The following is a 23,736-nucleotide window of genomic DNA, read 5'->3' as shown; positions in this document are numbered from 1 at the left end:
CTCGTCCACGCGATGCCGCCGTCCTCGGGCGCCGGCCGACCAGGCGAGGCCCCCGTCTACGCCGTGCTCGCTGCGCCGACGGCCGACATCGCCACCCCGCACACCGCGACGACGACCGAACGGACGATCGCCCGCGGACGGGACCGCCGCGGACTCCGCTCCTGGCCATCGCGCACCGCCCATCCGCCGGAGGAAGACAGTCAAGTTCTGCTCGTGCCCGCCCGTCGTCAGCCGTTCGGGGTGACATCACATGCGGGCGGAGGCAAAGCCGCTGCTCCCGGGCGGCGGCCCGGTTGCCGGCTCGTGGGCGCGTCAGGGCCTGACCAGGTCCAGGTTCTGGCCGTGAGGACAGCCAAGACCTCGATCTGATGTGGCGGCGGGTGCGCGGGCCGGTTCGTCGGCGGGCCTACCGGTGCTGCGCCAGCCAGCCCGGCACGTCCTCGGCGGCCAGGGGCCGCGACCACAGGAACCCCTGCCCCAGCTCCCCGCCGAGCGCCTGCACCTGGGCCTTCTGGCTCGGCGTCTCGATTCCCTCGGCGACCGTGGTCAGCCCGGCGGCGCGAGCCATGTCGATGATGGCGCGCAGGATCGTGACCGCGCTGGCGTCCCGGGCGAGCGGCTCGATGAACGAGCGGTCGATCTTCAGCGTCGTCGCCGGGAGCTTGCTGAGGTAGGCGAGGGCAGAGTAGCCGGTGCCGAAGTCGTCGATGGCAAGCTGCGCGCCCACGGCACGCAACCGCTCCAGCTGTCCCGCGGCGTCCTCGATGTCCTCCATGATGATCGACTCGGTGAGCTCGAGATGGATGGCCGCCGGGTCGAGGTCCGCCTTCTCCGCGGCGTCCGCCACCACCTGGGCGAACCCGCGGTCACGCAGCTGAGCACCGGAGACGTTGACGCTGATGCCGAGCCCTTGGCACCCGGGCAGGGTGGTGCGCCAGGTGGTGATCTGCGTCAACGCCTGGCGGAGCACCCACTCCCCGATGGGGACGATGAGGCCGGTCTCCTCCGCCACCGGGACGAACTCCAGCGGTGAGACGGGACCACGCTCCGGGTCGTGCCAGCGCAGCAGCGCCTCGAGGGCGACCGGGCGGTCGTCGCTGAGCCGCACGACGGGCTGGTAGACCACGGAGAGCTCCTCGCGCTCCAGCGCTCGCCCCAGCCGCGACGCGATGGTGAGCTTGGCCGTGGCCCGCTCGTGGATGTCCTCGGTGTACATCCGCGACTGCCCGTGGCCGGTGGCCTTGGCCTGGTACATCGCGGAGTCCGAGCTGCGCAGCACGGCCGAGATGGTCTCGTGTCCGGTGGCCATGGTGATGCCCACGCTGACCGTGACGAAGACGTCCTGCGTGCCGAGGACGAACGGGCTCGCGGTGACCTGGGCGATGCGGGCGGCCAGCCGGTCGGCGTCCTCGGCGTCCGCGTGGTCGCAGACGGCCACGAACTCGTCCCCGCCGAACCGCGCGAGCATGTCGGAGCTGCTGAGCACCGACGCCAGGCGCTGCGTGAGCTCGACGAGCAACCGGTCGCCTGCGCCGTGGCCGAGGGAGTCGTTGATCATCTTGAACTCGTCGACGTCGATGAACAGTACCGCCGCCTGCTGCCCGGTGCGGCGGGCCCGCTCCAGCGACCGCTCGAGCCGCCGGGTGAGCAGCTTCCGGTTCGGCAGCCCGGTGAGGGGGTCGTGGAAGGCCTGGTGCACCAGGGATCGCTCCTGGCGCTTGCGCTCGGAGATGTCCTCGACCCACAGGAAGTACTGTGCGGGTTCGCCGTGCTCATCACGCATCAATGACATGAACGCGGCTACCCAGACGGACGATCCGTCGCGCCGGGTCACTTCGCGTTCCACCGAGACGTCCTTGACCGGGTCGTGGGGCAGCTCTTCCTCGAAGGTCGTCGCTGCCGGGTCGTTCGGGCGCATCAGTGCCGAGGTCGGCGCGCCGACGAGCTCGTCCGCATCAAGGCCGGTGATGGCGCACAGGGCGGGGTTGACCTGCTGCAGGCGCATGTCGAGGTCGACCACCGCCATGCCGATGGGGGCTCGCTGGAAGGCCGCCTGAAAGGAGCGCTCGGCCTGGAACGTCTGCCGGTAGGCGTCGCGCACGTCGGAGACGTCCATCGTGGTCCCCGTGATCACCGGGTGGCCGCTGAGCTCGGAGATCGCCACGGTTGCCCGGGTGCGGACCCACCGCACCTCGCCGGAGGGCCGCACGATGCGGTACTCGATCTCCCCGCCGGGCTCGCCGCGGTCGAGCCGCTCCCACTGGGCGCCGACGGCCGCCAGGTCGTCGGGGTGGACCACCGCGAGGTGGAGTTCGCGCGCCGGCCGTGTGGAGGAAGCGCGCAGACCGAGGATCCGCCAGAACTCGGCCGACCACCACCGCTCCTGGGTGACGAGGTCGATCTCGAAGCTGCCGACGTGCGCCATCTCCTGAGCCTGGGCCAGCCGCCGCGCCGTGGACTCGGCGAGGCGTTCACGCCGCTTCTGCTCGGTGATGTCGTGCAGGACCGCCCACACCGCGACCGGTCGGGCGGGCCCCGTGGTGATCGGGTGGGCGACGGGGTAGGCGCGAAGCAGGACGTCGATGATCGAGCCGTCCCGGTGGCGCAGGCGCGTCTGGACGTCCGCTCGCGCCGCGATGGCACCCAACGGGTCGGGATCGACCAGGAACGTCTTCCCGTCCCGGCCCAGCGCCTCGTCCTCGCGGTACCCGAGGAGCCGCTCGAGGGCCGGGCTCCACAGCTGGACCGAGCGGTCCTCGCCCCATCCGACGATGGCGGCGTCGGTCGAGCGGATCAGTTCCGCGAAGAAGTGCTCGGTGTCAATGCTCATCGTGCCTCCACCCGTGCCTCCGATCGGCCGAACTGCAAACCGGCGACGTACCCTTTCAACCGGCGGCGCGCCCAGCGCACCTGAGCCACCTCGGCCGTGTGGAGGTGGCCCTCGATGCTCACGCTGAACAGCGCCCCGGGTTCGAGCCGCTGGTCCGTCAGCACGCGGCAGCCGCCGAAGCTGACCTCCTCGACGATGCCGACGTAGGCGCGTTGCTCGCGCACGAAGGTCGGCATGGCGCTGAGATCGGCATGCCTGCCGGACCGGTCGTGCGCGGCGGACGGGGCCGATGGTCGTGCCACGAGCGGGTGCAGCCGTGCGGTGGCCCGGGTGTCCACCCGCACCTCCGCCCGCCTCGATTCGGTTGCGCCGCGCAGCGTCCCGGACAGCGCGCGGGCGGCCGCGCCCCCCATCCCGGCACGGTCCTCGTGGTCGTCCCGGACCCAGCCCGGCGATGCGGTGATGGTCCGGACGAGCGCGACGGTGCGAGCGGGGTCCAGGCCGGAGAACTCGAACCCGACCATCATCGCGCCGGCCACGTCCGCCACCCAGCGGCTCTGCCCCCGGATCGTGCCGATCCCCGGGATGTCGACCGTCTCCGGCCGGCGGGGAGCGTCGAGAAAGCGCTCGGGGCCGAAGGAGCCGGACCAGGGCAGCACGAACCGCGCGCCAGTGACGCTGAGGTCGACCAGCCGGCCCGGCACCGCGGGCAGATCGGGGAAAAGGGCGGTCATCGGATGGTCGACGCGGGTGCGCTCCGCACCGCGCAGCCTGGGGCGCTCGACGCACAGCAGGACGGCCATGACGAGTCCGGCGAGGTTGTACAGCGTCCAGAACACGCTGATCACCAGTGCGGTCGTCCCGTAGCGCTCGGGGGCGAAAACGGTCACGTGCACCAGCCCGTAGAGCGAGAGCGCGATGAGTGCCAGGTGGGGCCACACCACCCGCCAGTCGAAGGTGCGCTGCCGGCGCACCGCGCCCTTGGGGGTGACGGCGAAGGTGCGGACGCGCAGGCCTACGAGCTCGCTGAGGGTGGCCACCGCGATCGCGGGCGCCATGGCGATCTCGTACACGTGGCTCCAGACGAAGCTGCGCCGGCCGTCCGAGACCATGGAGAAGCTGAGCATGGAGGAGACGAAGTACGGGAGCCAGAACACGGCGAGCGTCGTCAGGCTCGCATGCACCGCGCTGACGCCAAGGACGAGGTAGGCGAGCGGGGTGAGGAGGTAGACGAGCTTGAACAGCCCGAAGAACCAGTACACGACGCCGTCGGCGTAGAGCCATCGCTGCATGGGCGTCAGGCCGCGCAGGGTCAGCGGGTTCCACCGGCGGGCGGACTGGATGTTCCCCCGGCTCCAGCGGTCGCGCTGCTTGAGCAGGTCCGGGAAGCTCTCCGGCGCCAGTCCCGCCGCGATCACGTCGGGCACGAAGGCCGCCCGGTACTTGGCGGCCTGGAGCACCATCCCGGTCGCCATGTCCTCGGTGAGGACGCCGGTCGCGAAGCCGCCGATGTCCTCCAGCGCCGTGCGGCGGAAGAGGGCGTTGCTGCCCACGTACATGACCGCGTTGAAGCGGGCCTTGCCGGCCTGGAGGGTGCGCATGAAGAAGTCCTGCTCGTTGGGCAGGGCCTTGCCGGAGAACAGGTTGAACTGAAACGGGTCCTCGTTGTAGAACGCCTGCGGCGCCTGCACGAAACCGAGCTGCCGGTCGCGGAACTGCCCGACGGTGCGCTCGAGGAACTCCGCCCGCGGAGCCATGTCCGCGTCGAGGGTGACGACGATCTCGCCGTCGCTGTGCGCCAGCGCGTGGTTGAGGTTGCCCGCCTTCGCGTGCGCATGGTCGGTGCGGGCGAGATAGCGAGCCCCGAAGGTCTCCGCCAGGTCGCGGACCTCAGCACGGCCACCGTCGTCGCACAGGTACACGGTGACCCGGCCCGGGTACCGCACGCCGGCGGCGGCGGCCACGGTGGTGCGCAGCGTCCCGACCGGCTCGTCGTAGGTGGCGATGAAGATGTCGACCGACGGCAGGCGGTCCAGGGCCGAGAGCGGCACCGGGGCGGCGGCCGCCGGTTCCCACGTCACCGCGGCGAAGGCCACGGCCTGCGCGAAACCGATGAGCTCGACGGCGACGAGCAGGATGCCCAACGCGGTGTCCCACGCCGTGTCCCGGGGGATGGTGAAGAGCACGCGCCAGGTCAGGTACACCCCGGCGGCCACCAGCGGGACGACGATGCCGGTGCGGCGCCCGAAGCCGGGGCGGCCGCGCTGCACCAGCCAGACCGTCCCGACGATCAGCACCACGGTCGCCGAATAGACCAGGCCCCAGGTCCCCAGATCCACGTGCTCTCCCCGGGGATGCCGGCCCCGTGCCAGCTCGCCCCCTTGAGAAAGGGTATCGGTCGCCTCGTGCCGGATATAGCCCCCGGGCGAGGCGGCCGCGCGGTCAGGGGTGGTGGTCCTGCTGACCGGTGCATGTCGGATCGAGGGACCCCGGGGCCTTCTGGGCGACACGGCGCGCTCGTCCGGCCAGACTCGGACCATGGGCGACGCCGCCGAGCCGTGGGTGCTGCACGTCGACCTCGACGAGTTCATCGCCGCGGTCGAGGTGCTGCGCCGCCCCGAGCTCGCCGGCCTGCCCGTCATCGTCGGCGGGCGCGGGGACCCCACCGAGCGGGCGGTCGTCTCCACCGCCTCCTACGCCGCCCGCACGTACGGCATCGGCTCGGGAATGCCGCTCAAGCTCGCCGCCCGCAAGGCGCCGCCGGACGCCGTCTTCCTCCCCGTCGACGCGCCCACCTACGAGGCCGCCTCGGAGCAGGTGATGGCCGCGCTGCGCGACCTCGGCGTCGTCGTCGAGGTCCTGGGCTGGGACGAGGCCTTCCTCGGCGTGACCACCGAGGACCCCGAGGCGTTCGCCCGGCGCGCCCAGGAGGCGGTGCTCGCCTCGACCCGGCTGCACTGCACCGTCGGCATCGGCGACAACAAGGTGCGCGCCAAGATCGCCACGGGGTTCGGCAAGCCGCGCGGCATCTTCCGGCTCACCGCCGACAACTGGGTCGAGGTGATGGGGGAGCGGCCGGTCATCGACCTGTGGGGCGTGGGGGCGAAGGTGTCCAAGCGGCTCGCCGCGCACGGCATCACGACGGTCGATCAGCTCGCCGCCGCCCCGCGCGAGGTCCTCGTCGCCGAGTTCGGGCCGCGGATGGGCGTCTGGTACGGCGACCTCGGCCGCGGCCTGGGCCCCGCCGTCGTCGACGACAGCCCCTGGATCGCCCGCGGCCACAGCCGCGAGACCACCTACCAGCACAACCTCACCACCCCGGAGCAGGTCACGGCGGCCGTGCGCGAGCTCGCCGCGCAGGTGGCCGACGACGCCGCCCGGGAGGGCCGGCCGGTCTTCCGGGTGACCCTCAAGGTCCGCTACGCCCCGTTCGTCACCAAGGTGGTGGGCCGCAAGCTGCCCGAGCCCACCCGGGACCCCGGCGCCGTCGTCGCCGCGGCCCTGGCCCTGACCGACCGGCTCGAGCCCGGCCGGGAGGTCCGGCTGCTCGGGGTCCGCGCCGAGCTGGTCATGCCCGAGGCGGGCGACCCGGCCGAGCGCACCCCGGTGCGCGGGCGGCTGTGACCAGCCACGAAGGAATCACTCCCCGCGGGCTGCCTCGCGACCCGCCCGTACAGCTCCGGGCGCCGGTCGGCCAGGACGTCGTTGCGCTCGCTGATCGCCTTGTCCCGCGAGCTTGCGAGATCCACGGTGCCGACGACGAGGGTCTCGAGCCCCAGGGCGAGGGCGGTCACCGGGAACCCGTCGGCGTCGACGATCACGCTGCCTCCCAGCCACCGCTGCCCGCGCTCCTCGCCGTCGCGGTCGGCGCACGCGATGGCCATCCGGTTGGTGCTGGCCGCCGCCTGCACCTTGACCACCTCGCCCGGTCGCTCGGCGTCCGGCCGCGGGTACAGCGGCCAGTTCACCGGGACGGCGAGCAGGTCGGCGCCCTGCAGGGCGACCTGGCGGACCCACTCGGGGAACTCGACGTCGTAGCAGACCATCAGGCCGATCCGGCCGACCGCGGTGTCCACCACCGGCGGCGCCGCGGCCCCGGGGGTGAACAGCGCCTTCTCGCTGTTCCACAGGTGCGCCTTGCGGTACACCGCCCGCACGCCCGTGGCGTCCACGAGCGCGGCCGAGTTGTGCACCTCGCCGTCGGCGCCGGCCTCGGCGAAGCCGCCGACGATGACGAGGTCGTGCGTGCGGGCCAGGTCGGCCCACTCGGTGAGGGTGGGCCCGTCGGCCGGCTCGGCGGCGGCGCGCACCTCGTCGCGGTCGGCGAACATGTAGCCGGTGCTGGCCAGCTCGGGCAGGACGACGACCCGGGCGCCCGCCGAGGCCGCCGCCGCGACGGCCTCGCGCAGCAGGGCGCGGTTGCCCACCGGGTCCCCGACCATCGGGGCGACCTGGCAGCAGGCGATCGTGACGGCGCCCGGAGTCGCGGCGCTCACCGGGCCACCTCCTCCGGGCTGCCCTCGAGCACCGTCAGGCTGCGCCGTCGGGCCGCCGCCTCCGCGCCCTTGTCGAGGTCGCGCGAGAGGATCAGGTACAGCCCGCCGGCCACCACGAGCCCGACGGCGAAGGACAGGTCGGCCCCGCCCAGCGCCGCGGCGGCCGGGCCGGTGTAGAAGGTGGTGGCGAAGAACGGGATCATCGCGACGAACCCGACGAGGTAGGCGACGACGCCGCGCCACGCCCACCGGCCGTAGATGCCGCGCGGGCTGAGGATCTCGGCGATGGCGTACTTCCCGTGCCGCACGAAGTAGAAGTCCACCAGGTTCACGGCGGTCCAGGGCACGAGGAAGTACAGCATGAGGATGACGAAGTTGTTGAACGAGTCGAGGTAGTTGTCCGGGATGAGCAGCGCGATGAGCAAGGTGGCCAGCCCGACCACGGCGAGGCCGACCACCCGCAGCCGCACGGTGGGCCGGATCGGGCGGAAGCCGTCGACGGCGCTCGTGCCGGTGAGCATGGCCCCGTAGGCGTTGACCCCCATGATCGACACGAGCGCGACGGTGGAGACCAGCACCGCGAACGTGCCGAAGCCGGGGAACAACAGGTCGCCGACGTGCCGGATCGCGCCGATGGCGTCGGCGTCCGGGATGTGGCTGGCCAGCAGCGCGCCCAGGGACATCAGCCAGACCGCCGAGCCGGCGGCGCCGGTGTAGACCCAGCCGATGAGCTTGGGGGCGGGGACGTGCTCGGGCAGGTACCGGGTGTAGTCCGAGACGTAGACGGCGTAGCTGATGTTGTACCCGGCGGCGAGCGAGAACTGGATGAGGAAGGCGCTCGTGCTCCACCCCGCGTCGGCGGAGGCGGCGGTGCCCGGCGAGCCGGCGAAGTTGACCAGCGCCACCACGGTGAGGACGGCGAAGACGAGGATGAGGAGGTAGGTCAGCCAGCGCTGGACGAAGTGCAGCAGGTCGTGCCCGACCACGGCGATGACGATGGACAGGGCGATGAGCAGCGGATACCAGAGCGCCTTGCCGCCCGGGAGGACCAGCTGCAGCCCCTGCGTGGCCAGCACGGTGTCGAACACCATGAAGCCGACGTAGACGAACACCGTGGCGGCGAAGGGGAAGACGACGCCGCGGCTGCCGAACTGGGCGCGCGACTGGATCATCTGGGGCAGGCCCATCCGCGGGCCCTGGTTGGCGTGGAAGGCCATGAAGAACGTGCCGAAGCCGGCGCCGAGGACGACGGCGAGCACGCTCCAGGTCGCGCTGAGGCCCAGGACCGGACCGATGAACCCGGTGACCATGGTGGGCAGCACGAAGTTGCCGGTGAACCAGAACGGGCCCTGGTGCCAGACCTGGCCGTGGCGCTCGGCGCGGGGGATGTAGTCGATCGAGCGGCGCTCGATGACGACGTCGCGTTCGGGGGCGAGGGGAGGACCGCCGGACATCGTCGTCCTTTCGTGAGAGGGGACTGGCCGTGGGGGGCGAGCGGGCGGGAGGGGGGCGGGGACCGCGGCGGGCTAGCGGGCGGGGGCCATCGCGGAGAGGATCTCGAAGGCCACGTGGGCGGCGGCCACCGCGGTGAGCTGGGCGTGGTCGTAGGGCGGGGAGACCTCGACGACGTCGGCGCCGACCAGGTTGACCTGGGACAGCGCCCGCAGCATGGCGAGCAGCTCGCGGCTGGTCAGCCCGCCGGCCTCCGGGGTCCCGGTGCCCGGCGCGTGGGCGGGGTCGAGCACGTCGATGTCCACCGAGACGTAGACGGGGCGGTCGCCCAGCCGGGCGAGCATGCGGTCGATGGCGGCCGCGAGGCCGTCGAGCTCGATCTCGTGGCTGGCGATGACGGCGAACCCGAGCCGCTTGTCGTCGCGGAGGTCCTCCCGCGCGTAGAGCGGGCCGCGGATGCCGACGTGCAGGCTGGCCTCGCGGTCGATGAGGCCCTCCTCGGAGGCGCGGCGGAACGGGGTGCCGTGGGTGACGGGCGCGCCGAAGTACGTGTCCCAGGTGTCCAGGTGGGCGTCGAAGTGGAGGACGGCGACCGGGCCGTGCTGGGCGGCGACGTTGCGCAGCAGCGGCAGGGCGATGGTGTGGTCCCCGCCGATGGTGAGCAGGCGGGTGCCGTCGCGGGTGAGGTGCTCGGCGCCGCGCTGGATGTCGGCGACCGCCTCGGCGATGTCGAACGGGTTGACCGCGAGGTCCCCGGCGTCGGCCACCTGCTGGGCCGCGAACGGCTCGACGTCGGTCACCTGGTTGTACGGGCGCAGCAGGCGGGAGGCCTCGCGCACGTGCGCCGGGCCGAAGCGGGCCCCGGGCCGGTAGCTGACGCCGCTGTCGAACGGCGCGCCGACGATCGCGACGTCCGCGCGCGGCACGTCCTCGAGGCGCGGCAGGCGGGCGAAGGTCGCGATCCCGGCGTAGCGGGGCACGCGGCTGGCGTCGGTCGGGCCGACGGGGTCCGGGACCGGCGGGTGGGCCATGGGCAGCCTTTCGGTGGAACCTCTGGGATACTGATACGCAACAAAAAATGCGTATGACGCAACAGGATGGGGTGGGCGTCGAGCCCTGTCAAGGCGGGGCCCTGCCAAGATGGGGGCCGGCAGAACGGAGGAGCGCATGCGACCGGTGCATCCCACCGCCTCGGACGACCGGGTGCGCGTCGGCGCGCGCCTGCGCGCCAGCCGGCGCGCGCAGGGGCTGACCATCGAGCAGGTGGCCGAGGCGACGGGCCTGACCAAGGGCTTCATCAGCCGGGTGGAGCGCGACGAGACCTCGCCCAGCGTGGCGACGCTGCTCACCATCTGCCAGGTGCTCTCGCTGTCCGTGGGCTCGCTCTTCGAGGCGGCCCAGACCGCCGTCGTCGCCCTCGCCGACGCCCCGCTCATCAACATGGGCGGCACGGGTGCCCTCGAGCGCCTGCTCACCCCGCGCGGGCAGTCCCGGGTCCAGGTGCTGCGCTCGACGCTGGACCCCGGCGCCGACGGCGGCGCCGAGCTCTACACCATCAACTGCGACGTGGAGGTCGTGCACGTGGCCGTCGGCGAGCTGACGCTGCGCTTCCCCGACCGGGTCGTCGAGCTGGCCACCGGGGACACCCTCACCTTCCCCGGTCGCGAGCCGCACACCTGGCACAACCCCGGCACCGGCCCGGCGGAGGTCATCTGGACGCTGGTGCCCGCGGCGTGGAGCGGGGCCTCGTAGGCAATCTGCCCGCGAGGACACGCGCGACAGCTGCGGCCACCGACCGCGTCGGCACGGCAAGATGACGCTGCCGCGCCCACCGTGGGCGCCGGTCGAAGGAGACATCGTGACAGAGGCAGCCCTCCGGCGGGCGCCGGTCGATCGGGGGAGCGACGGCGAGAGCGTCATCGAGGTCAGCGGGTTGACCAAGCACTTCCCGCCGGACGTGACGGCCCTCGACGGCGTGAGCCTGACGGTCCGCCGCGGCTCCGTGGTCGGGCTGCTCGGCCACAACGGCGCCGGCAAGACGACCATCCTGCGGCACCTGGCCGGCCTGCTCGCCCCCACCGGCGGGACGGTCCGGGTCTTCGGTCGCGACCCCCTCGAGCACGGCGCCTGGGTGCGCCGCCGCCTCGGCATGCTGCCCGGCACGAGCATCCTGGACCAGCGGCTGACCGCCCGGGAGAACCTGCGCTTCGCCGCCGAGCTGTTCGACCTGCCGCCGGACGGGCTGGAGGACCGGATCGCCGCGATGCTCGGCGCGCTCGGGCTCGGCGACCGGCTGGACGAGAAGGTCTCCGGCTACAGCGCGGGCATGCGCCAGCGCGCCACCCTCGCCAAGGTGCTGCTCACCGACCCCGAGCTGCTCCTGCTCGACGAGCCGTCCACGGCGCTGGACCCGGTCGCCCAGCGGGAGCTGCGTGCGCTGATCCGCCGGGTGAGCCGCGACGAGGGGCGCACGGTCGTCATCTGCACCCACGACCTCGCCGAGGCCGCCGCCCTGTGCGACGACGTCGTCATCCTGGCCCGCGGCCAGATCGTGGCCGAGGGCAACCCGTCCGAGCTCGCCGCCCGCGCCGGTCACACCGCCGTCGACGTCGAGATCGCGCCCGACGACGAGCGGGCCGCCCTGGCCGCGACGGAGGGCCGCGGGACCGCCGCCCTGGAGGGCCCGGGGCGGCTCCGTCTCGAGGGCGTCGGCCGGACGGACGTCCCCGGTCTGCTGCGCGACCTCGTCACCGCCGGAGTGGACGTGTACCGGGTCGAGCCGCGCGCGGGCACCCTCGAAGACCTCTACCTGACCCTCCACGCCGGCGCGGCGCGGAAGATCGAGGAGCGACCGTGAACCGCAGAGCCGTGATGGCCATCGCCCGCCGGGACCTCTTGCTCGTGCGCCGTTCCCCGGGCGTGCTCGTGCCGATGATCATCGCCCCCGCCGTCCTGGTGCTCGCGATGTCGGGCGTCACGTACGCCATGTACAAGGTGCCGCAGACCGCCGCCGCCGACAAGCTCGACGGACTGCTCTCCCTGCTGCCGGTGTCCGCGCTCGAGAGCGTGCCGGTGGAGGCCCGTCTGGCCGTCATCTTCGCCACCTACCTCATGCCGCCGCTGCTGGTGCTCGTGCCCCTCATCGTCGCCTCGGTCCTCGCGACCGACGCGATCGCCGGCGAACGGGAGCGCAACACGATCGAAGGGCTGCTGCTGGCTCCCATCTCGGACCGCGACATCCTCCTCGGCAAGATGCTCAGCTCGCTGGTGCCGGCCCTGACGATCGGGCTGCTCGCCCAGCTCTTCTACGCCGGTGTCGTCGACGCCGTCCTGTGGAACGCGATCGGCGGGGCGCTGCTGCCCACCGGGCCCTGGCTGATCACCGTGCTCTGGTTCGGCCCGGCCTGCACCGCCGCCGCCCTCGGGCTCAACATCGTCGTCTCCGCCCGGGCCGCGACCGTGCAGGCCGCCACGCAGATCGCGGGGGTGGCGGTGCTGCCGGTGCTCGGTCTGACGGTCGGCCAGGTGGCCGGCGTCGTCCTCCTCAACGTGTGGCTGGCGCTGGGTCTCGGCGTGGCGCTGTGGGTCCTGGCGTTCTTCCTGGTCCGCGCGGGAGCGGCAGCGCTGCGGCGCGAGAAGCAGGTGGCCGCCCTGGCGTGAGCCGCGGTCAGCCGCGGAGCTTCTCCAGCCGGGCGCGCAGCGCCTCGACCCGGCGGGCGTTGCCGTGCAGCCGGAGGTAGCGCTCGCCGAAGATCGAGAGCAGTGCGTCGTCGAGCCGGCGGACGGCGCCGGGCGGGTATCGGTACCCCATCCGCTCGGTGATGGACGCGCTGTCGACCGCTCGCAGCAGCTCGCCGAGCTCCTGCAGCGAGGTGACGCCGAGCTCGAGCAGGAGCCCCGAGACCCACTCGTAGTGGTCGGTGCGCGACCAGCCGGCGTCGGTGAACCGTCCCGCCAGGAAGGCGGCCAGGTCCTGGGCGCTGATCCGTGGGTCGGCCTCGTCGGACTCCGGCTCGTGGTCCGTCATGCTCTCCTGCAGCCGGTCGCGGATGGTGGAGAACTCCCGGTCGGCGAGCTCGAGGAGCCCGGCGGCCAGCGTGAAGCGCCGGTCGAGGTCGGGGGCGTACGCCTCGGGGACCGTGCCCTTGTAGCGGATGTCGTGCTCGAACTCGGCCCAGGCGTGCTGGAGCACCGTGCGCACCTGCACCGAGGCGATCCGGTCCCGCAGCTCGGCGCTCTGGCCGTCGCCGCGGGTCGCGACGAGGACGTGCCGGCTGGAGTAGCCGAACCGCCCGGCCTGCGCCGTCTCCAGGGCCATGTCGCGGTCCTCGAGCACCGTGAGCTGGTCGGCGAGCACCTCCACCACCGCCTGGACGTCGCTGAGGACGTACGTGATCACCCGCACGCCGATCTGGTCGGTGATCTGGTGCAGCGGGTCCGTGTAGACGGGGTGCCCGTCCACCGTGCGGGCGGCCTTGCCCGCGAACGACGCGACGGTCTTCGTCCGTCCCTCGACCACGTGGTAGTTGATGCCGGCGTCGTCGAGCAGGCCGGTGACGAGGGCGACGTAGCGCTCGGTGGCCTGGAGGAGCGCCGCCCGCTGATTGGCGTAGGCCTGCACCGCGCGCCGGGTGGCCTCCCGGACGGGCTCGGCCGTCGCCGGCTCCGCCGCGGGTGCCATGGCCGGCTCCGCCGCCGCGGGTGCCATGGCCGGCTCCGCTTGCACCGGCTCCCCGGTTGAGGGATGGACGGTGCGCGGCGTGGGCACGAGGCCGGGCGGGAGCGTCGGGGTGACGATGTAGCCGGTCGCGAGGTCGCCGTACGTCGTCGTGCGGTCGGGGTGGGCGACGGCGAAGCGCGCCACGTAGGCGCACAGGACCGCGTCGATCTGGTCCTCGGCGCGACGCAGCTCGCTCTTGCGCTTTGCGGCCCGGACCGCACCGACGAGGTCGCGCCAGGCGGCCTGCTCGGTGACCACGATCGCCGTCTCGGCGCCGGCCAGGCCCTCGATGTGGGCCACCAGCGCCAGCATCGCCTCCCGCAGCTCGGCCACGGTCCGGCCGGGCTTCTGCTTGTACTTCAGCGTCCGGCCCAGGCCGAACAGCGCCACCGTGGCCGGGTGCGGGTAGACCTCGATGCCGCGCCGGGCGCGCCCCGAGGCGGGGTTGATGTCGAGGCCCAGCGCCTTGGCCACCCGTGCCCCGCGGGGCGTGCCGGCGAACTCCGGCTTGCCGGTGTTCGCCGGGTGGGCGCCGGCGTCGAACCGGGCGAAGTCCCGGTTCAGCGCCGCCTCGCACGGCCGGTTGCCGGTCGCGTTCGTGACCACCAGCGGCGCGTCGATCGCCACCAGCACCGGTTCGTCGCGGTACGGCGCGAGCGCGGCGACGATGGTCTCGTCGGTGCTCTCCGCGGAGAGGTGCACCAGCGTGCCGTCGTCGTCGAGGACGGCGAGGCCGCTGGGCTGGCGCTCGCCCCAGGCGAGGTCGATGCCGACGAAGTACATGGGGACACTCTGCCCCGTCGGGCCGACATTCCCGCTGCTCAGAGCCGCTTCGTCATGATCGTAGTGGGCTTGAGCGTGCCACCGGGGTCGGCCGCGTAGTCCGCGATGCCGCCCGCAGGCTCCCAGCCCCAGCGCCGGTAGATCGCCTCGGCGGGGCTGCCGGTCTCGGTGTCGAGCACGAGCAGCGTCCGGCCCGTGGCGCGGGCGGTGTCCTCCAGGGCCGCCATCAGGGCTGCCGCGACCCCGCGGCCGCGAGCGGCGGGGTGGACCATGAGCTTGGCGACGTCGGCGCGGTGGCCGGCGTTGGGCATCGGGGCCGGGACCAGGCGCACGCTGCCCAGCAGGCGCCCGTCGTCGTCGCGCACCACCCAGGTGATCGCCCCGGGCTCGGTCAGCGCCCCGTGCCAGAACACCCGTGCCTCCTCGGCGGTGGTCGGGTCGAGGAAGCCCAGGCTCGCGCCGTCGGCCACGCAGGCCTGCAGCAGCGCGGCCAGCTCCTGAGCCGCACGAACGGACTGACCGGCCGGCACGGGTGCGATGTCCATGGCGCGAGCCTGGCACGGGCGTGTTTCGCCGATGTGTCGCCGCCGCTGGGAGCGCGAGGCGTATCCCGGAAGTCGGGATCGCCGTCCCTGGTGGGCGGGACATCCTCGGCCCCACCATCGGGGCCAGGCCCGCAGCCGCGGGCCGTCGTCGATCCCCGAAGGCGGAGTGCCATGTCCGATCAGGTCAAGACGAGGCCGGCTCCTACGGTGACCGCGATGCCCGTCACGCAAGGGCTGGCGTGGACAGCGGTGGCCATCTTGCCGCTCTGGGTCGGTGCCTTTCTGTTCCTCACCGCGGTCGCGGGGCCGGGCGGCCCGCCGCCGACGCCGGCGACCCTCGCCGAGGCCATCGCCCAGTACGCGGACGTGTCGACGGCGGCCTGGATCGGCTGGCTGGTGTTCTCCGGCGCCGTCCTCGCGCTGACGTCGCTCACGGTGCTGTGGCTGGGGCGGTCGGTGCGCGACTTGCCTGGCGGCTCGGTCGTCGCCGTCCTCGCCACTGGGGCGGGCCTCCTCGGACTGGTTGACGCGGTCGTCACGGTGTACTTCAGCATCGGTCTCAAGCTCGCCGACCCGCCCTCGTACCTGCCGCTGGTCGAGGAGCTCGCCCTCGGCCTGCACGCCGTGAACCGATGGACCGCAATGGTGGTGTACGGCCTCCTCGTCGTCGCGGTGGGCGGCGTGGCGGTGGTGCTCGGGCGAGCGCGGCTGCTGGGGCGGGCCGCTCGCGTCCTCGTCGTCGCGGCGGCCGTCCTCCTGGCCGCGGCCCTGGTGATGCCCGTGCCGATGCTGCCGGCCGTGCTGACCACGCTCTTCGGCATCGTGGTGCTGCGGTGCCTCCCCAGCACCCGGGCGTGATCGGCGAGAGCGCCCGCCCGTATCGACGCGGACGGAACCGCCTGTCCCGGTCCCGATCGCACGTCACCATGGGGGCCATGAGCAGCGCGGAGCTCCGCCCCAGCAGGCTCGTTCCTGATGGCCTGCTGGGGCTCTCGGTCGCGCTGACCGGCGCGGCCGTGATCGGGCTCATCGGCACGCGGCTCACGACGACGCTGTGGCTCAACACCGCCGGGGCCCTGCTGCTGCTCGCCGTCGGCGTCGTCGGCCGCGCCATCGTGCGCAGCGCCCCGCGCAACGCCGCGGGCTGGGTCATGCTCGTCGGCTCCGTTGGCAGCTCCGCCGCGGCGCTCGCGGAGGTGTGGATGGTGAGGGTGCTCGACGCCGGGCGCGCCTCGGAGGGCGGTCTCGTCGTTGCGGTCGTCGCCTCGGCCCTCGGGGCCGCCCTCCTGATCGGCATGTCGACGCTCGGGATCCTGCTGTTCCCCACCGGTCGTCCGCCGTCGGCCCGCTGGCGTCCGGTGGCTTGGGGCATCGGCGCGCTCGTCGTCCTCCTCGCCGTCTCGGCGACGTTCGGCTCGACGGCGACCGCTCCCGGCGAGATCCCCAACCCGTTGTCGACCCGGGCGACCGGCGCCGCGTTCGACGCGCTGCTCCTCGTCGGGATCCTGCTCTGCACCCCCGCCGCTGTGCTTGCGGCGCTGGCCGCCACGACGCGGTTCCGGCACGCCACCGACGACCGGACACGCCGGGCCCTGCGTCTGGTCGTCATCGTCGCGTGGCTGTGGGCGGGCTCGTGGCTCGCCGCGGACCTGGCCGCCGGGCTGGGCGCCTGGGTTCCTTGGATGGGGGCGGCCGCCGACCTGCTGCTCCCGCTGTTCGCCGTCGCGGCGTGGGTGGGCATCGTCCGCCATGGCCTGCTCGACATCAGGTTCGTCGTCAGTCGGGCCGTCGCCTATGCCGCGTTGACCGGCGTGGCCCTCGTTGTGCACGGCGTCGTGATCTGGGCTCTGGGGACGCTCGTCGCGGGCTGGTCGCCCGTCGGCCTGACCGTCGCCGTCGCCGTCCTCGCCACGGTGCCGCTGCGTGACCGCGTCCAACGGCGGGTGAACCGCGTGGTCTACGGCGGCGGTGCGGACCCCGCGCAGGTCATCACCCGGTTGGCGCAGCGCCTCGCCGACGCGGCAGGCCCGGACGACGCGCTGCCCGCCAGCGTGCGGACGCTGGCCGAGGTGATCGGCCTGCGCCACGCCGCCGTCGAGGTCGGCGGGGTGGCCGTCATCAGTGATGGTGAACCGGGTGGGGGACGAAAGGAACGGGTGCCCCTGCCGTTCGCCGGCGAGGTGATCGGCCACCTCGTCGTCGAGAGCGGCGTCGACCACATCAATCAACGAGACCGGGATCTGCTCCGCAGGCTCGCGCCCCACCTGGCCGCCACGGCGCGCTCGACCCTGCTGGTGCGAGCCCTGCGCGACGCTCGCGACGGCCTGGTCCTCGCCCGCGACGAGGAACGGCGCCGCATCCGGCGCGACCTCCATGACGGTCTCGGCCCGACCCTCGCCGGGATGGTGCTCGGCATCGAGCACGCTCTGCGGCACCTGAGCGAAAAACCCGCCGTCGCCGAACGGGCCCTCGCGGACCTGCACATCACCGCGCAGGACGCGGTGGCCGAGGTGCGTCGCCTCGTCTACGCACTGCGACCCCCGGCCCTCGACGCGCTGGGCCTCGCCGGCGCCATCCGGGAACGGGCCGAGCAGCTCGGCGCCGCCGCGTTCGACGGCGGCACCCGCCTCCCCCCGCTCCCCGGGTCCGTGGAGAGCGCCACCTACCTCGTCGCGCTCGAGGCCATGACCAACGCCGTCACCCACGCCCGCGACGCCGCGTTCCGGATCCGCCTGGCGGTCGGGCACGAGCTCGTCCTGGACGTCGCCGACGACGGGCCGGGGCTGGCGGCCGACTACCGGCCGGGCATCGGGATCCAGTCGATGCGCGAGCGTGCCGATGAGCTCGGCGGCACCCTGAGCATCACTCGGCGGTCGCCGCGCGGCACGCTCGTTCGACTGCGTGTGCCGTTGGCGGGCGAGCTCCTGCCCGCCGCGCCCGGCCCGGGCGGCCCGAGCGGAGCACGGGCATGACGGCCCCCGGCGCCGCGGACCTCTTGAGCGTCGTCGTCGCCGACGACCATCCCCTGTTTCGCGAGGGCCTGGGCCGCCTCGTCGCCGACACGGCTGGGCTGGCTCTGGTGGGCGAGGCGTCGTCGGGCGCCGAGGCCGTGGCCCTGTGCGTCGAGCTGCGGCCCCACGTCGTCGTCATGGACCTGCGGATGCCGGGGGAGATGGACGGCGTCGAGGCCACCCGGCGCATCGTGGACGCCGGCACCGCGGGGGCGATCCTCGTCCTCACCATGGTGGAGGACGACGCGGCCGTCTTCGCCGCCATGCGCGCCGGGGCCCGCGGCTACGCCCTCAAGGGGGCCGCCGGCGCGGACATCGTCGAGTCGATCCGGGTCGTGGCCGCCGGGAAGGCGGTGTTCGGGGCGCCGATCGCGGCGCGGCTGAGCCAGCTCTTCGCCCGGCCGCGGCCCTCGGCGGCCGATCATCGCGCCTTCCCGCAGCTGTCCGCGCGCGAGGCCGAGGTGCTCGAGCTCATGGCGGGCGGCGCGACCAACGCGGCCATCGCCGCCGGTCTGTTCCTCAGCGAGAAGACGGTGCGCAACATCGTCTCGACGATCCTGGCCAAGCTCCGGCTCGCCACCCGCGCCGAGGCGATCGCCCGGGCCCGGGACGCCGGGCTGGGCGCCAGCCGGGCGGAGGGCTAGTTCGCAGCGGGCCCCTGCCGACGCGCCTGAACGGCGGCGACGATGCCCCCGCCGGTGAAGGTCAGCGTCGCGACCAGCACCAGCAGGAGCGGCGCGACCCACGCGCCGGTGGCCGCGTGCAGCGCCCCCGCGAGCGACGGGCCGAAGGTGGCCGCGACGTAGCCGCCCGTCTGGACCCGGGCGGACACCGCGGCCGCCTCGTGGTTGCTGCGGGTGACGCGGGCGATGATCGAGAAGATCGCGGTGAAGCCGCCGCCCTGGGCGATGCCTCCGATGATCGACCAGGTGGTGTAGGCCTGCGGCGCGAGCAGCAGGCCGACCGGCAGCGAGCACCAGAGCGCCCCGATGACGGCCACCGGCACCCACGCCGGCGTGCGGGCGGCCAGCGCCGGCACCGCGAAGGCACCGACCACGGCCGCGATCTGGAACAGCGAGGCGATGACGCCGGAGCTCTCCGCGCCGAGCCCGCGAGTGTCGGCCAGCAGGGTCGGCAACCACGCGGTGACCGCGTAGTAGGAGAACGACTGGCCGCAGAAGGCGATCATGAGGAGCCAGCCGATCCGGCCGACGCGGCCCCCGACGGCCGGCTCCTCCGCCGACCGGGCTGCCCGGACCAGGGGCGTGCGGTCCCGGCGGTGGGCGAGCACCGCCCAGAACGCTGCCCCGGCGACGGCGAGGAGCCCCCAGGTGGCCAGCGCCCAGCGCCAGCCGACCACCGCCGCCAGCGGCGCCGTGCCGAGCGAGGTGATCATCGAGCCGACGTTGAGCGAGGCGGTGTAGACGCCGGTCACCAGCGACGCGCGCTGCCACGGCACGTCCCGCCGGATGATCACCGGGACGACGACGTTGCCGATCGCGATCGCGGCGCCGATGATCACGGTGCCGAGGAAGAGGACCGCGGTGCCGCCGGCAGACCGCACGATGGTGCCGGCCAGCACCCCGAGCAGGCAGACGACGACGGCGATCTCGGGGCCGGCGCGGCGGATCACCCGGGTGGCCAGCGGGGTGGCGAGGGCGAAGCAGAGCACCGGCAGGCCGGTCAGCAGCCCGACCGCCGTCGCGGAGAGCCCCAGCTCGGCCTGGATGTCCCGGATGACCACCGGCGGGGCGACGATCGGGCCGCGCAGGCTCAGCGCGACCAGGACGATGCCGACGACGACGGCCCACGGCAGGGCGGCCCGCGCGCGGGTCGAGAAGCTGGTCATCAGGGCCGATGGTAGGCGGGTTACCGGAAGGCCTTCGTGGCTGGTCAGGTGCTAAGCGCCCCCAGGATGACGTCCAGGAGCGCGGCGCGGCGCGTGCCCCGCCCGCTGGGCGTTCCAGATCTCGTGTAACGGACGGTGGTGTCCCGGCGATGTAGAAGGTGACAGGGCTGGTTCGCCGAGCACGAGGTGGTGTGTGGGTGTCAGACGCAGACAGGTTCACGCGCCTCTACCGGGCACATCGCGCCGAGCTCGAGCGTTTCGTCCGCCGGCGGCTGCCGCCCCCGCAGGTGGAGGACGTCGTCGCCGAGACGTTCCTGGTGGCCTGGCGCCGGCTCGACGCAGCGCCGGCGGAGCCGCGGCCATGGCTCTTCGGCATCGCGCGGAACCTCATGCTCACGGCGGCCCGCACACACGGGCGCTGGCACGCCCTGCACGTCCGCCTCGCCGCCGAGCCCGAGCCCGTGGACCTCGAGCTGGCCGCCGACGTCGCCTCGCGCACCGACCTCGTCCGCGCCTGGGGCAAGCTCACCGCCGGCGAGCGTGAGGTGCTCACCCTCGTCGCCTGGGACGGGCTCACCGCCCGAGAGGCCGCCGCCGTGCTCGGCTGCGAGCCCGGCACCTTCCGCGTCCGGCTCCTGCGAGCCCGCCGCCACCTGCTGCGCATCCTCGACCGCCTCCCCCAGGTCGACGTCTGGCCCGAACGCCCCCTCGTCGAGGAAGGAGCCCGCCGATGACCGCCGAACGCGCCGTCCTCACCCAGCTCGCCGAGCTCGACCCGACCCGCCAGGAGCCGCTCGCCGGCTCGGACCAGGTCGACGCGACGCTGCGCTGGGTGCTCGCCCACGAGCGGACCCTGCCCGCGATCGAGGCCCCCCACCATGTACGGCGTCGGCGGCTGGCGCTGGTGGGTGCCGCCGCGGCCCTCGTCCTCGGTCTGGCCGCCGCGGGCGTGCTGCCGGGCATCATCACCGGCACCGGTTCCACGGCGCCCGCTGCGGCGACCGTGCCGATGCTCGCCTATACCGAACCCGAGGGCACGGCCGCCCGCGCCGAGCTCGAACAGCTCGCCGACCGGGTCCGGGCCACAACGGACCCCACCCCGCCCGCCGGCGCCTACCGGTACACGCGGCTGGCGGGAGAGAGCTGGTCGTTCGGGCGGAAGGCCCCGGGCGCCCCAATGGAGCCCGACCCCCTGCAGGTCTCGATCGAGACCTGGGTGGCTCCCGACGGCTCCGTCCGCCAGCTGCAGAAGGACGACGGAGTCGCTCGCTACGGGTACGGCGACTTCGCTCCCGGCGACTTTCCGCCACCCGCGGACCTCAGCGGCACCCCCGGCGAGATCGTGCAGCGGCTCACCGCCGGCGCGCCGAAGGACGAGGCGGCCTACGCCGCCCTGAGCGTGTACGGGAGCAGCGAGGGCCGGTACAGCGCCCCCGCAGCGTCGGAACGGTCCGCGTTCCTCGACGGCCTGGCGACCCTGGATGTCACCAGCTACGGGACGGTGACCGACAGGGCCGGACGCACCGGGCTCGCCTTCGGCGCCGCCCGCCACGTGCCCTACAGGCCCGACCCCGTCCCCGACGATCCGGCCGTGGCCGAGGAGATGCGGCGCTGGTCATCCCCGCCCGACCTCGACGGACATGTGGAGGAGGTCCGGGTCATCCTCGACCGAGCCACCGGCGAGCTGCTCGCCGTCGAGCACATCGTCTCCGGCGACGACGACGTCCCCATGGACACCGTCACTTCGTACACCACGTTCCTCGAGGACATCTACGTCGACACGATGCCCGAGTGCGGCCACCTCGGCTGCGGCGCCAACGCGCCGCCGGCCGACGGCGCCTCCCCGTTCCCGGGCGCCGTACCCCCGCCGGGAACGACGCCGCTCACCGGCTCCGAGGCGACCTTCCTCCTGGAGCTGGCCAGGGGCAGCGACTTCACCTTCGGCCGGCTGCGGCGGCTGCCCCTGCCCGACGGTTCCGCGGTCGAGGGCTTCCTGAGAAATCTCGAGACCGGCACGGAGATGACCTTCACCTACCAGGACGAGACCACCGGAGGTCTGCCCGCGGACCTGCTCGACGATCCTGAGTACAAGCCCTACGACGCTTCCGGAGGGCTCGGCTTCATCTACCGCACGGACCGCGCCGCGACGCTCCGCGGTCAGTCGCACGACGGCACACGGACGGCCATCGTGATGCTCAACAGCCCCGGGGCCGGCGAGCTGCCGGAGGCAGATCTCGCCTTCGCCCGCGACGTGTTCGTCCCTGGCCTGATCACGGGATCAGCGGAACGATCCGCGGCGGAGGAGCGAGAGGGCTGAGGCGACGCCGCCCTCCTACGCTGGCGACATGACGAACCTCGAGCCACGACCCCAGGAGCGGCTGTGCGCGGCCGGGACGGCCACGGTCGACGTCGAGCTGATCGAGCCGCGCGACGTGCCGCTGGGCGGGCCGCGGGCGATGACGGTGCGGCGCACGCTGCCCTCGCGGCAGCGCTCCCTCATCGGGCCGTTCTGCTTCGCCGACCACTACGGCCCGGATGACATCGCCGTCTCCGGCGGCATGGACGTGGCCCCGCACCCGCACATCGGCCTGCAGACCGTGACCTGGCTGTTCGAGGGGGAGGTGCTGCACCGGGACGCCCTGGGCTCGCTGCAGACCATCGCGCCCGGCCAGCTCAACCTCATGACCGCGGGCCGCGGCATCTGCCACTCGGAGGAGGGCACGCTCCGGCGCTTCCCGCACCAGCGGCGGTTGCACGGCATCCAGCTGTGGACCGCCCTGCCGGACGCCGACCGCGACGGCCCGCCGGCCTTCGAGCACGTCCCCGAGCTGCCTGAGCTCGTCGTCGACGGCGCCCGGGTGCGGGTGTTCATGGGGACGCTGGGCGGGGTGACGTCGCCAGCCCGGGCGTACTCCCCGATGGTGGCGGCCCAGCTCGACCTCCCGGCTGGCGCCGTCGTGCACCTGCCCGTGGACCCCGCGTTCGAGCATGGCGTCCTCGTGGACGTCGGGGACCTGCGGGTGGCCGGCCGGCCGGTCGGGCCCGCGTGGCTGGCCTACCTCGCCCCGGGCGCGGACGCGCTGGTGCTCGAGGCGGGGGAGACGCCCGTGCGGGCGGTGCTCCTGGGCGGGGCGCCGTTCGGCGAGCAGGTGCTCATGTGGTGGAACCTGGTCGGCCGCAGCCACGAGGAGATCGTCGAGGCCCGCGCGCAGTGGCAGGCGGCCCTCGCGGGGGAGGCGGACGGGCTGGGCCGGTTCGGCGCGGTGACCGGGTACGACGGTCCGCCGCTGCCCGCCCCGGAGCTGCCGCACCTGCGGCTCAAGCCGCGCGGGCGCTGAGCTACCGGCCCGCCGAGGACCGACAGTCAGGGCAATCGTTCCGTCCGGCGCGTCCCCGGTAGCCTGGCGGCGTGGACGATCCCAGGCGTGGCGTACTGCGTCTGGTTCGTGGGGGCGTCCTGACCGGGACGATCCTCGGCCTGGGCGTGGGCGCGCACTTCGTCGGCGGGGGCCGCCTGCCGGGCGCGCTGGTGCTGGCGATGCTGGCGGTGCTGGTCTACCTGGCGTCCGCGGTGCTGGCCCGGTGGCGTTTGTCGCCACCCGGCGTGCTGGTTGCCCTGTCTGCCGGGCAGGTGGCGCTGCACCACGCGTTGGCCGCCACCGAGGCGGCATCCGCCTGCACTGTGCCGGGGAACGCTCATGTCGGTCATCACGGCGCGACGCCGGGTGCCCTCGCAATGAGCTGTGACGCGGTTGCCGCTCATGCGGAGCACGGCGTCTCGGTGGCCATGTTCGGTGCCCACGTCGTGGCCACCCTGCTCAGCGCGGCGGTGCTGCTGCTGGGCGAGCGGGCGCTGTGGGCGCTGCTCGAGCGGGTGTTCCTGCTGTTCGCCGTCCCGGGCCGTCGACCGGCCCAGCTGCCGCCCAGGCGGCGGGCCCGGGCCTGGCGCCGGGTGCAGGTGCCTCGCCGCCTGTCCGCGGGGATCGACGTCGCGCCCCGCCGCGGGCCACCTCGGGGCGCCCCCGCGTTCTGACGTTGCCCTGGCCCGTC

18 protein-coding genes and 1 pseudogene are annotated in these 23,736 nt (G+C 73.7%); 11 read left to right on the top strand and 8 right to left on the bottom strand.

All coding sequences use genetic code 11. The annotated features are described in order from the left end of the window. Window positions 1-406: 406 nt before the first annotated feature. Window positions 407-2,830 (bottom strand): sensor domain-containing protein, encoded by a 2,424-nt coding sequence (locus GD880_RS14650; protein WP_152232351.1) that lies wholly within the window; start codon window positions 2,828-2,830, stop codon window positions 407-409. Beyond that, the gene (locus GD880_RS14645; RefSeq protein WP_193314536.1) at window positions 2,827-5,169 is read right to left on the bottom strand and encodes a glycosyltransferase; all 2,343 of its coding nucleotides are present in this window, start codon (window positions 5,167-5,169) and stop codon (window positions 2,827-2,829) included. Before GD880_RS14645 ends, GD880_RS14650 begins: the two co-directional genes overlap by 4 nt. Before the next feature lie 199 nt (window positions 5,170-5,368). Here GD880_RS14645 and GD880_RS14640 point away from each other — a divergent pair, with 199 nt between their 5' ends. Next, a complete protein-coding gene (locus GD880_RS14640) occupies window positions 5,369-6,454 on the top strand; it encodes a DNA polymerase IV (RefSeq protein ID WP_152232349.1) in 1,086 nt (361 codons plus the stop codon). A gap of 44 nt (window positions 6,455-6,498) precedes the next feature. On the opposite strand, the pseudogene GD880_RS14635 reads toward GD880_RS14640, so the two are convergent. The 3 genes and pseudogenes from GD880_RS14635 to speB all read right to left on the bottom strand — a co-directional run. Then, window positions 6,499-7,326 (bottom strand): annotated as a pseudogene (locus GD880_RS14635) (nitrilase-related carbon-nitrogen hydrolase); the annotation flags it as partial. Then, window positions 7,323-8,780, bottom strand: coding sequence for a purine-cytosine permease family protein (locus tag GD880_RS14630; RefSeq protein WP_152232348.1), 1,458 nt, complete (start codon window positions 8,778-8,780; stop codon window positions 7,323-7,325). The pseudogene GD880_RS14635 and the gene GD880_RS14630, both read right to left, overlap by 4 nt. Before the next feature lie 72 nt (window positions 8,781-8,852). Then, entirely contained in the window at window positions 8,853-9,809 is a 957-nt protein-coding gene (speB, locus tag GD880_RS14625) for an agmatinase (RefSeq protein ID WP_152232347.1), read from the bottom strand. 136 nt (window positions 9,810-9,945) lie between these two features. Here speB and GD880_RS14620 point away from each other — a divergent pair, with 136 nt between their 5' ends. The 3 genes from GD880_RS14620 to GD880_RS14610 all read left to right on the top strand — a co-directional run bounded on the left by GD880_RS14620 (window position 9,946) and on the right by GD880_RS14610 (window position 12,438). Next, window positions 9,946-10,530, top strand: a complete 585-nt coding sequence (locus GD880_RS14620; protein ID WP_152232346.1) for a helix-turn-helix domain-containing protein — start codon at window positions 9,946-9,948, stop codon at window positions 10,528-10,530. A gap of 106 nt (window positions 10,531-10,636) precedes the next feature. Continuing rightward, the gene (locus GD880_RS14615) at window positions 10,637-11,635 is read left to right on the top strand and encodes an ABC transporter ATP-binding protein (RefSeq protein WP_193314535.1); all 999 of its coding nucleotides are present in this window, start codon (window positions 10,637-10,639) and stop codon (window positions 11,633-11,635) included. Beyond that, window positions 11,632-12,438 (top strand): ABC transporter permease subunit, encoded by an 807-nt coding sequence (locus tag GD880_RS14610; protein ID WP_152232344.1) that lies wholly within the window; start codon window positions 11,632-11,634, stop codon window positions 12,436-12,438. Before GD880_RS14615 ends, GD880_RS14610 begins: the two co-directional genes overlap by 4 nt. Window positions 12,439-12,445: 7 nt before the next feature. Here the strand turns inward: GD880_RS14610 and GD880_RS14605 are convergent, their stop codons facing one another. Then, window positions 12,446-14,281, bottom strand: coding sequence for a DUF429 domain-containing protein (locus GD880_RS14605; RefSeq protein WP_152232343.1), 1,836 nt, complete (start codon window positions 14,279-14,281; stop codon window positions 12,446-12,448). Window positions 14,282-14,319: 38 nt separating this feature from the next. Further along, window positions 14,320-14,826 carry a GNAT family N-acetyltransferase gene (locus GD880_RS14600; RefSeq protein WP_152232342.1) on the bottom strand — a complete coding sequence of 169 codons (507 nt, stop codon included), beginning with the start codon at window positions 14,824-14,826 and terminating at the stop codon, window positions 14,320-14,322. Between the two features lie 216 nt (window positions 14,827-15,042). Here GD880_RS14600 and GD880_RS20420 point away from each other — a divergent pair, with 216 nt between their 5' ends. The 3 genes from GD880_RS20420 (at window position 15,043) to GD880_RS14590 (ending at window position 18,481) form a co-directional block, all read left to right on the top strand. Further along, entirely contained in the window at window positions 15,043-15,684 is a 642-nt protein-coding gene (locus GD880_RS20420; protein WP_193314534.1) for a hypothetical protein, read from the top strand. 77 nt (window positions 15,685-15,761) lie between these two features. Further along, on the top strand, window positions 15,762-17,798 hold the full coding sequence (locus GD880_RS14595) for a histidine kinase (RefSeq protein WP_193314533.1): 2,037 nt from the start codon (window positions 15,762-15,764) through the stop codon (window positions 17,796-17,798). Then, window positions 17,795-18,481 (top strand): response regulator, encoded by a 687-nt coding sequence (locus GD880_RS14590; protein WP_193314532.1) that lies wholly within the window; start codon window positions 17,795-17,797, stop codon window positions 18,479-18,481. The genes GD880_RS14595 and GD880_RS14590 overlap by 4 nt, the downstream gene beginning before the upstream one ends. Here the strand turns inward: GD880_RS14590 and GD880_RS14585 are convergent. Next, the gene (locus GD880_RS14585; protein WP_152232340.1) at window positions 18,478-19,686 is read right to left on the bottom strand and encodes an MFS transporter; all 1,209 of its coding nucleotides are present in this window, start codon (window positions 19,684-19,686) and stop codon (window positions 18,478-18,480) included. The two genes, GD880_RS14590 and GD880_RS14585, sit on opposite strands and share 4 nt — an antisense overlap. 197 nt (window positions 19,687-19,883) lie before the next feature. On the opposite strand from GD880_RS14585, the gene GD880_RS14580 reads away from it, so the two are divergent. The 4 genes from GD880_RS14580 (at window position 19,884) to GD880_RS14565 (ending at window position 23,719) form a co-directional block, all read left to right on the top strand. Beyond that, window positions 19,884-20,420, top strand: coding sequence for an RNA polymerase sigma factor (locus GD880_RS14580; protein ID WP_193314531.1), 537 nt, complete (start codon window positions 19,884-19,886; stop codon window positions 20,418-20,420). Continuing rightward, window positions 20,417-22,003 (top strand): hypothetical protein, encoded by a 1,587-nt coding sequence (locus tag GD880_RS14575; RefSeq protein ID WP_152232338.1) that lies wholly within the window; start codon window positions 20,417-20,419, stop codon window positions 22,001-22,003. The genes GD880_RS14580 and GD880_RS14575 overlap by 4 nt, the downstream gene beginning before the upstream one ends. A gap of 28 nt (window positions 22,004-22,031) precedes the next feature. Next, complete coding sequence (locus GD880_RS14570; RefSeq protein WP_152232337.1) at window positions 22,032-23,024, top strand: pirin family protein; 993 nt, start codon at window positions 22,032-22,034, stop codon at window positions 23,022-23,024. Between the two features lie 71 nt (window positions 23,025-23,095). After that, complete coding sequence (locus GD880_RS14565; RefSeq protein WP_152232336.1) at window positions 23,096-23,719, top strand: hypothetical protein; 624 nt, start codon at window positions 23,096-23,098, stop codon at window positions 23,717-23,719. Window positions 23,720-23,736: the final 17 nt, after the last annotated feature.

This window comes from Georgenia ruanii (genome assembly GCF_009193175.1).
GTDB classification, from domain to species: domain Bacteria; phylum Actinomycetota; class Actinomycetes; order Actinomycetales; family Actinomycetaceae; genus Georgenia; species Georgenia ruanii.
Note: the sequence above shows the minus strand (reverse complement) of the source record. Positions and strands in the feature narration are given on the sequence as shown.

What these genes read in the sequence shown, in the direction of transcription:
- GD880_RS14585 (WP_152232340.1), bottom strand. Translation starts at nt 19,686, where the DNA reads ATGACCAGCTTCTCGACCCGCGCGCGGGCCGCCCTGCCGTGGGCCGTC.
- GD880_RS14575 (WP_152232338.1), top strand. Translation starts at nt 20,417, where the DNA reads ATGACCGCCGAACGCGCCGTCCTCACCCAGCTCGCCGAGCTCGACCCG.
- GD880_RS14630 (WP_152232348.1), bottom strand. Translation starts at nt 8,780, where the DNA reads ATGTCCGGCGGTCCTCCCCTCGCCCCCGAACGCGACGTCGTCATCGAG.
- GD880_RS14605 (WP_152232343.1), bottom strand. Translation starts at nt 14,281, where the DNA reads ATGTACTTCGTCGGCATCGACCTCGCCTGGGGCGAGCGCCAGCCCAGC.
- GD880_RS14600 (WP_152232342.1), bottom strand. Translation starts at nt 14,826, where the DNA reads ATGGACATCGCACCCGTGCCGGCCGGTCAGTCCGTTCGTGCGGCTCAG.
- GD880_RS14640 (WP_152232349.1), top strand. Translation starts at nt 5,369, where the DNA reads ATGGGCGACGCCGCCGAGCCGTGGGTGCTGCACGTCGACCTCGACGAG.
- GD880_RS14590 (WP_193314532.1), top strand. Translation starts at nt 17,795, where the DNA reads ATGACGGCCCCCGGCGCCGCGGACCTCTTGAGCGTCGTCGTCGCCGAC.
- GD880_RS20420 (WP_193314534.1), top strand. Translation starts at nt 15,043, where the DNA reads ATGCCCGTCACGCAAGGGCTGGCGTGGACAGCGGTGGCCATCTTGCCG.
- speB (WP_152232347.1), bottom strand. Translation starts at nt 9,809, where the DNA reads ATGGCCCACCCGCCGGTCCCGGACCCCGTCGGCCCGACCGACGCCAGC.
- GD880_RS14570 (WP_152232337.1), top strand. Translation starts at nt 22,032, where the DNA reads ATGACGAACCTCGAGCCACGACCCCAGGAGCGGCTGTGCGCGGCCGGG.
- GD880_RS14650 (WP_152232351.1), bottom strand. Translation starts at nt 2,830, where the DNA reads ATGAGCATTGACACCGAGCACTTCTTCGCGGAACTGATCCGCTCGACC.
- GD880_RS14595 (WP_193314533.1), top strand. Translation starts at nt 15,762, where the DNA reads ATGAGCAGCGCGGAGCTCCGCCCCAGCAGGCTCGTTCCTGATGGCCTG.
- GD880_RS14620 (WP_152232346.1), top strand. Translation starts at nt 9,946, where the DNA reads ATGCGACCGGTGCATCCCACCGCCTCGGACGACCGGGTGCGCGTCGGC.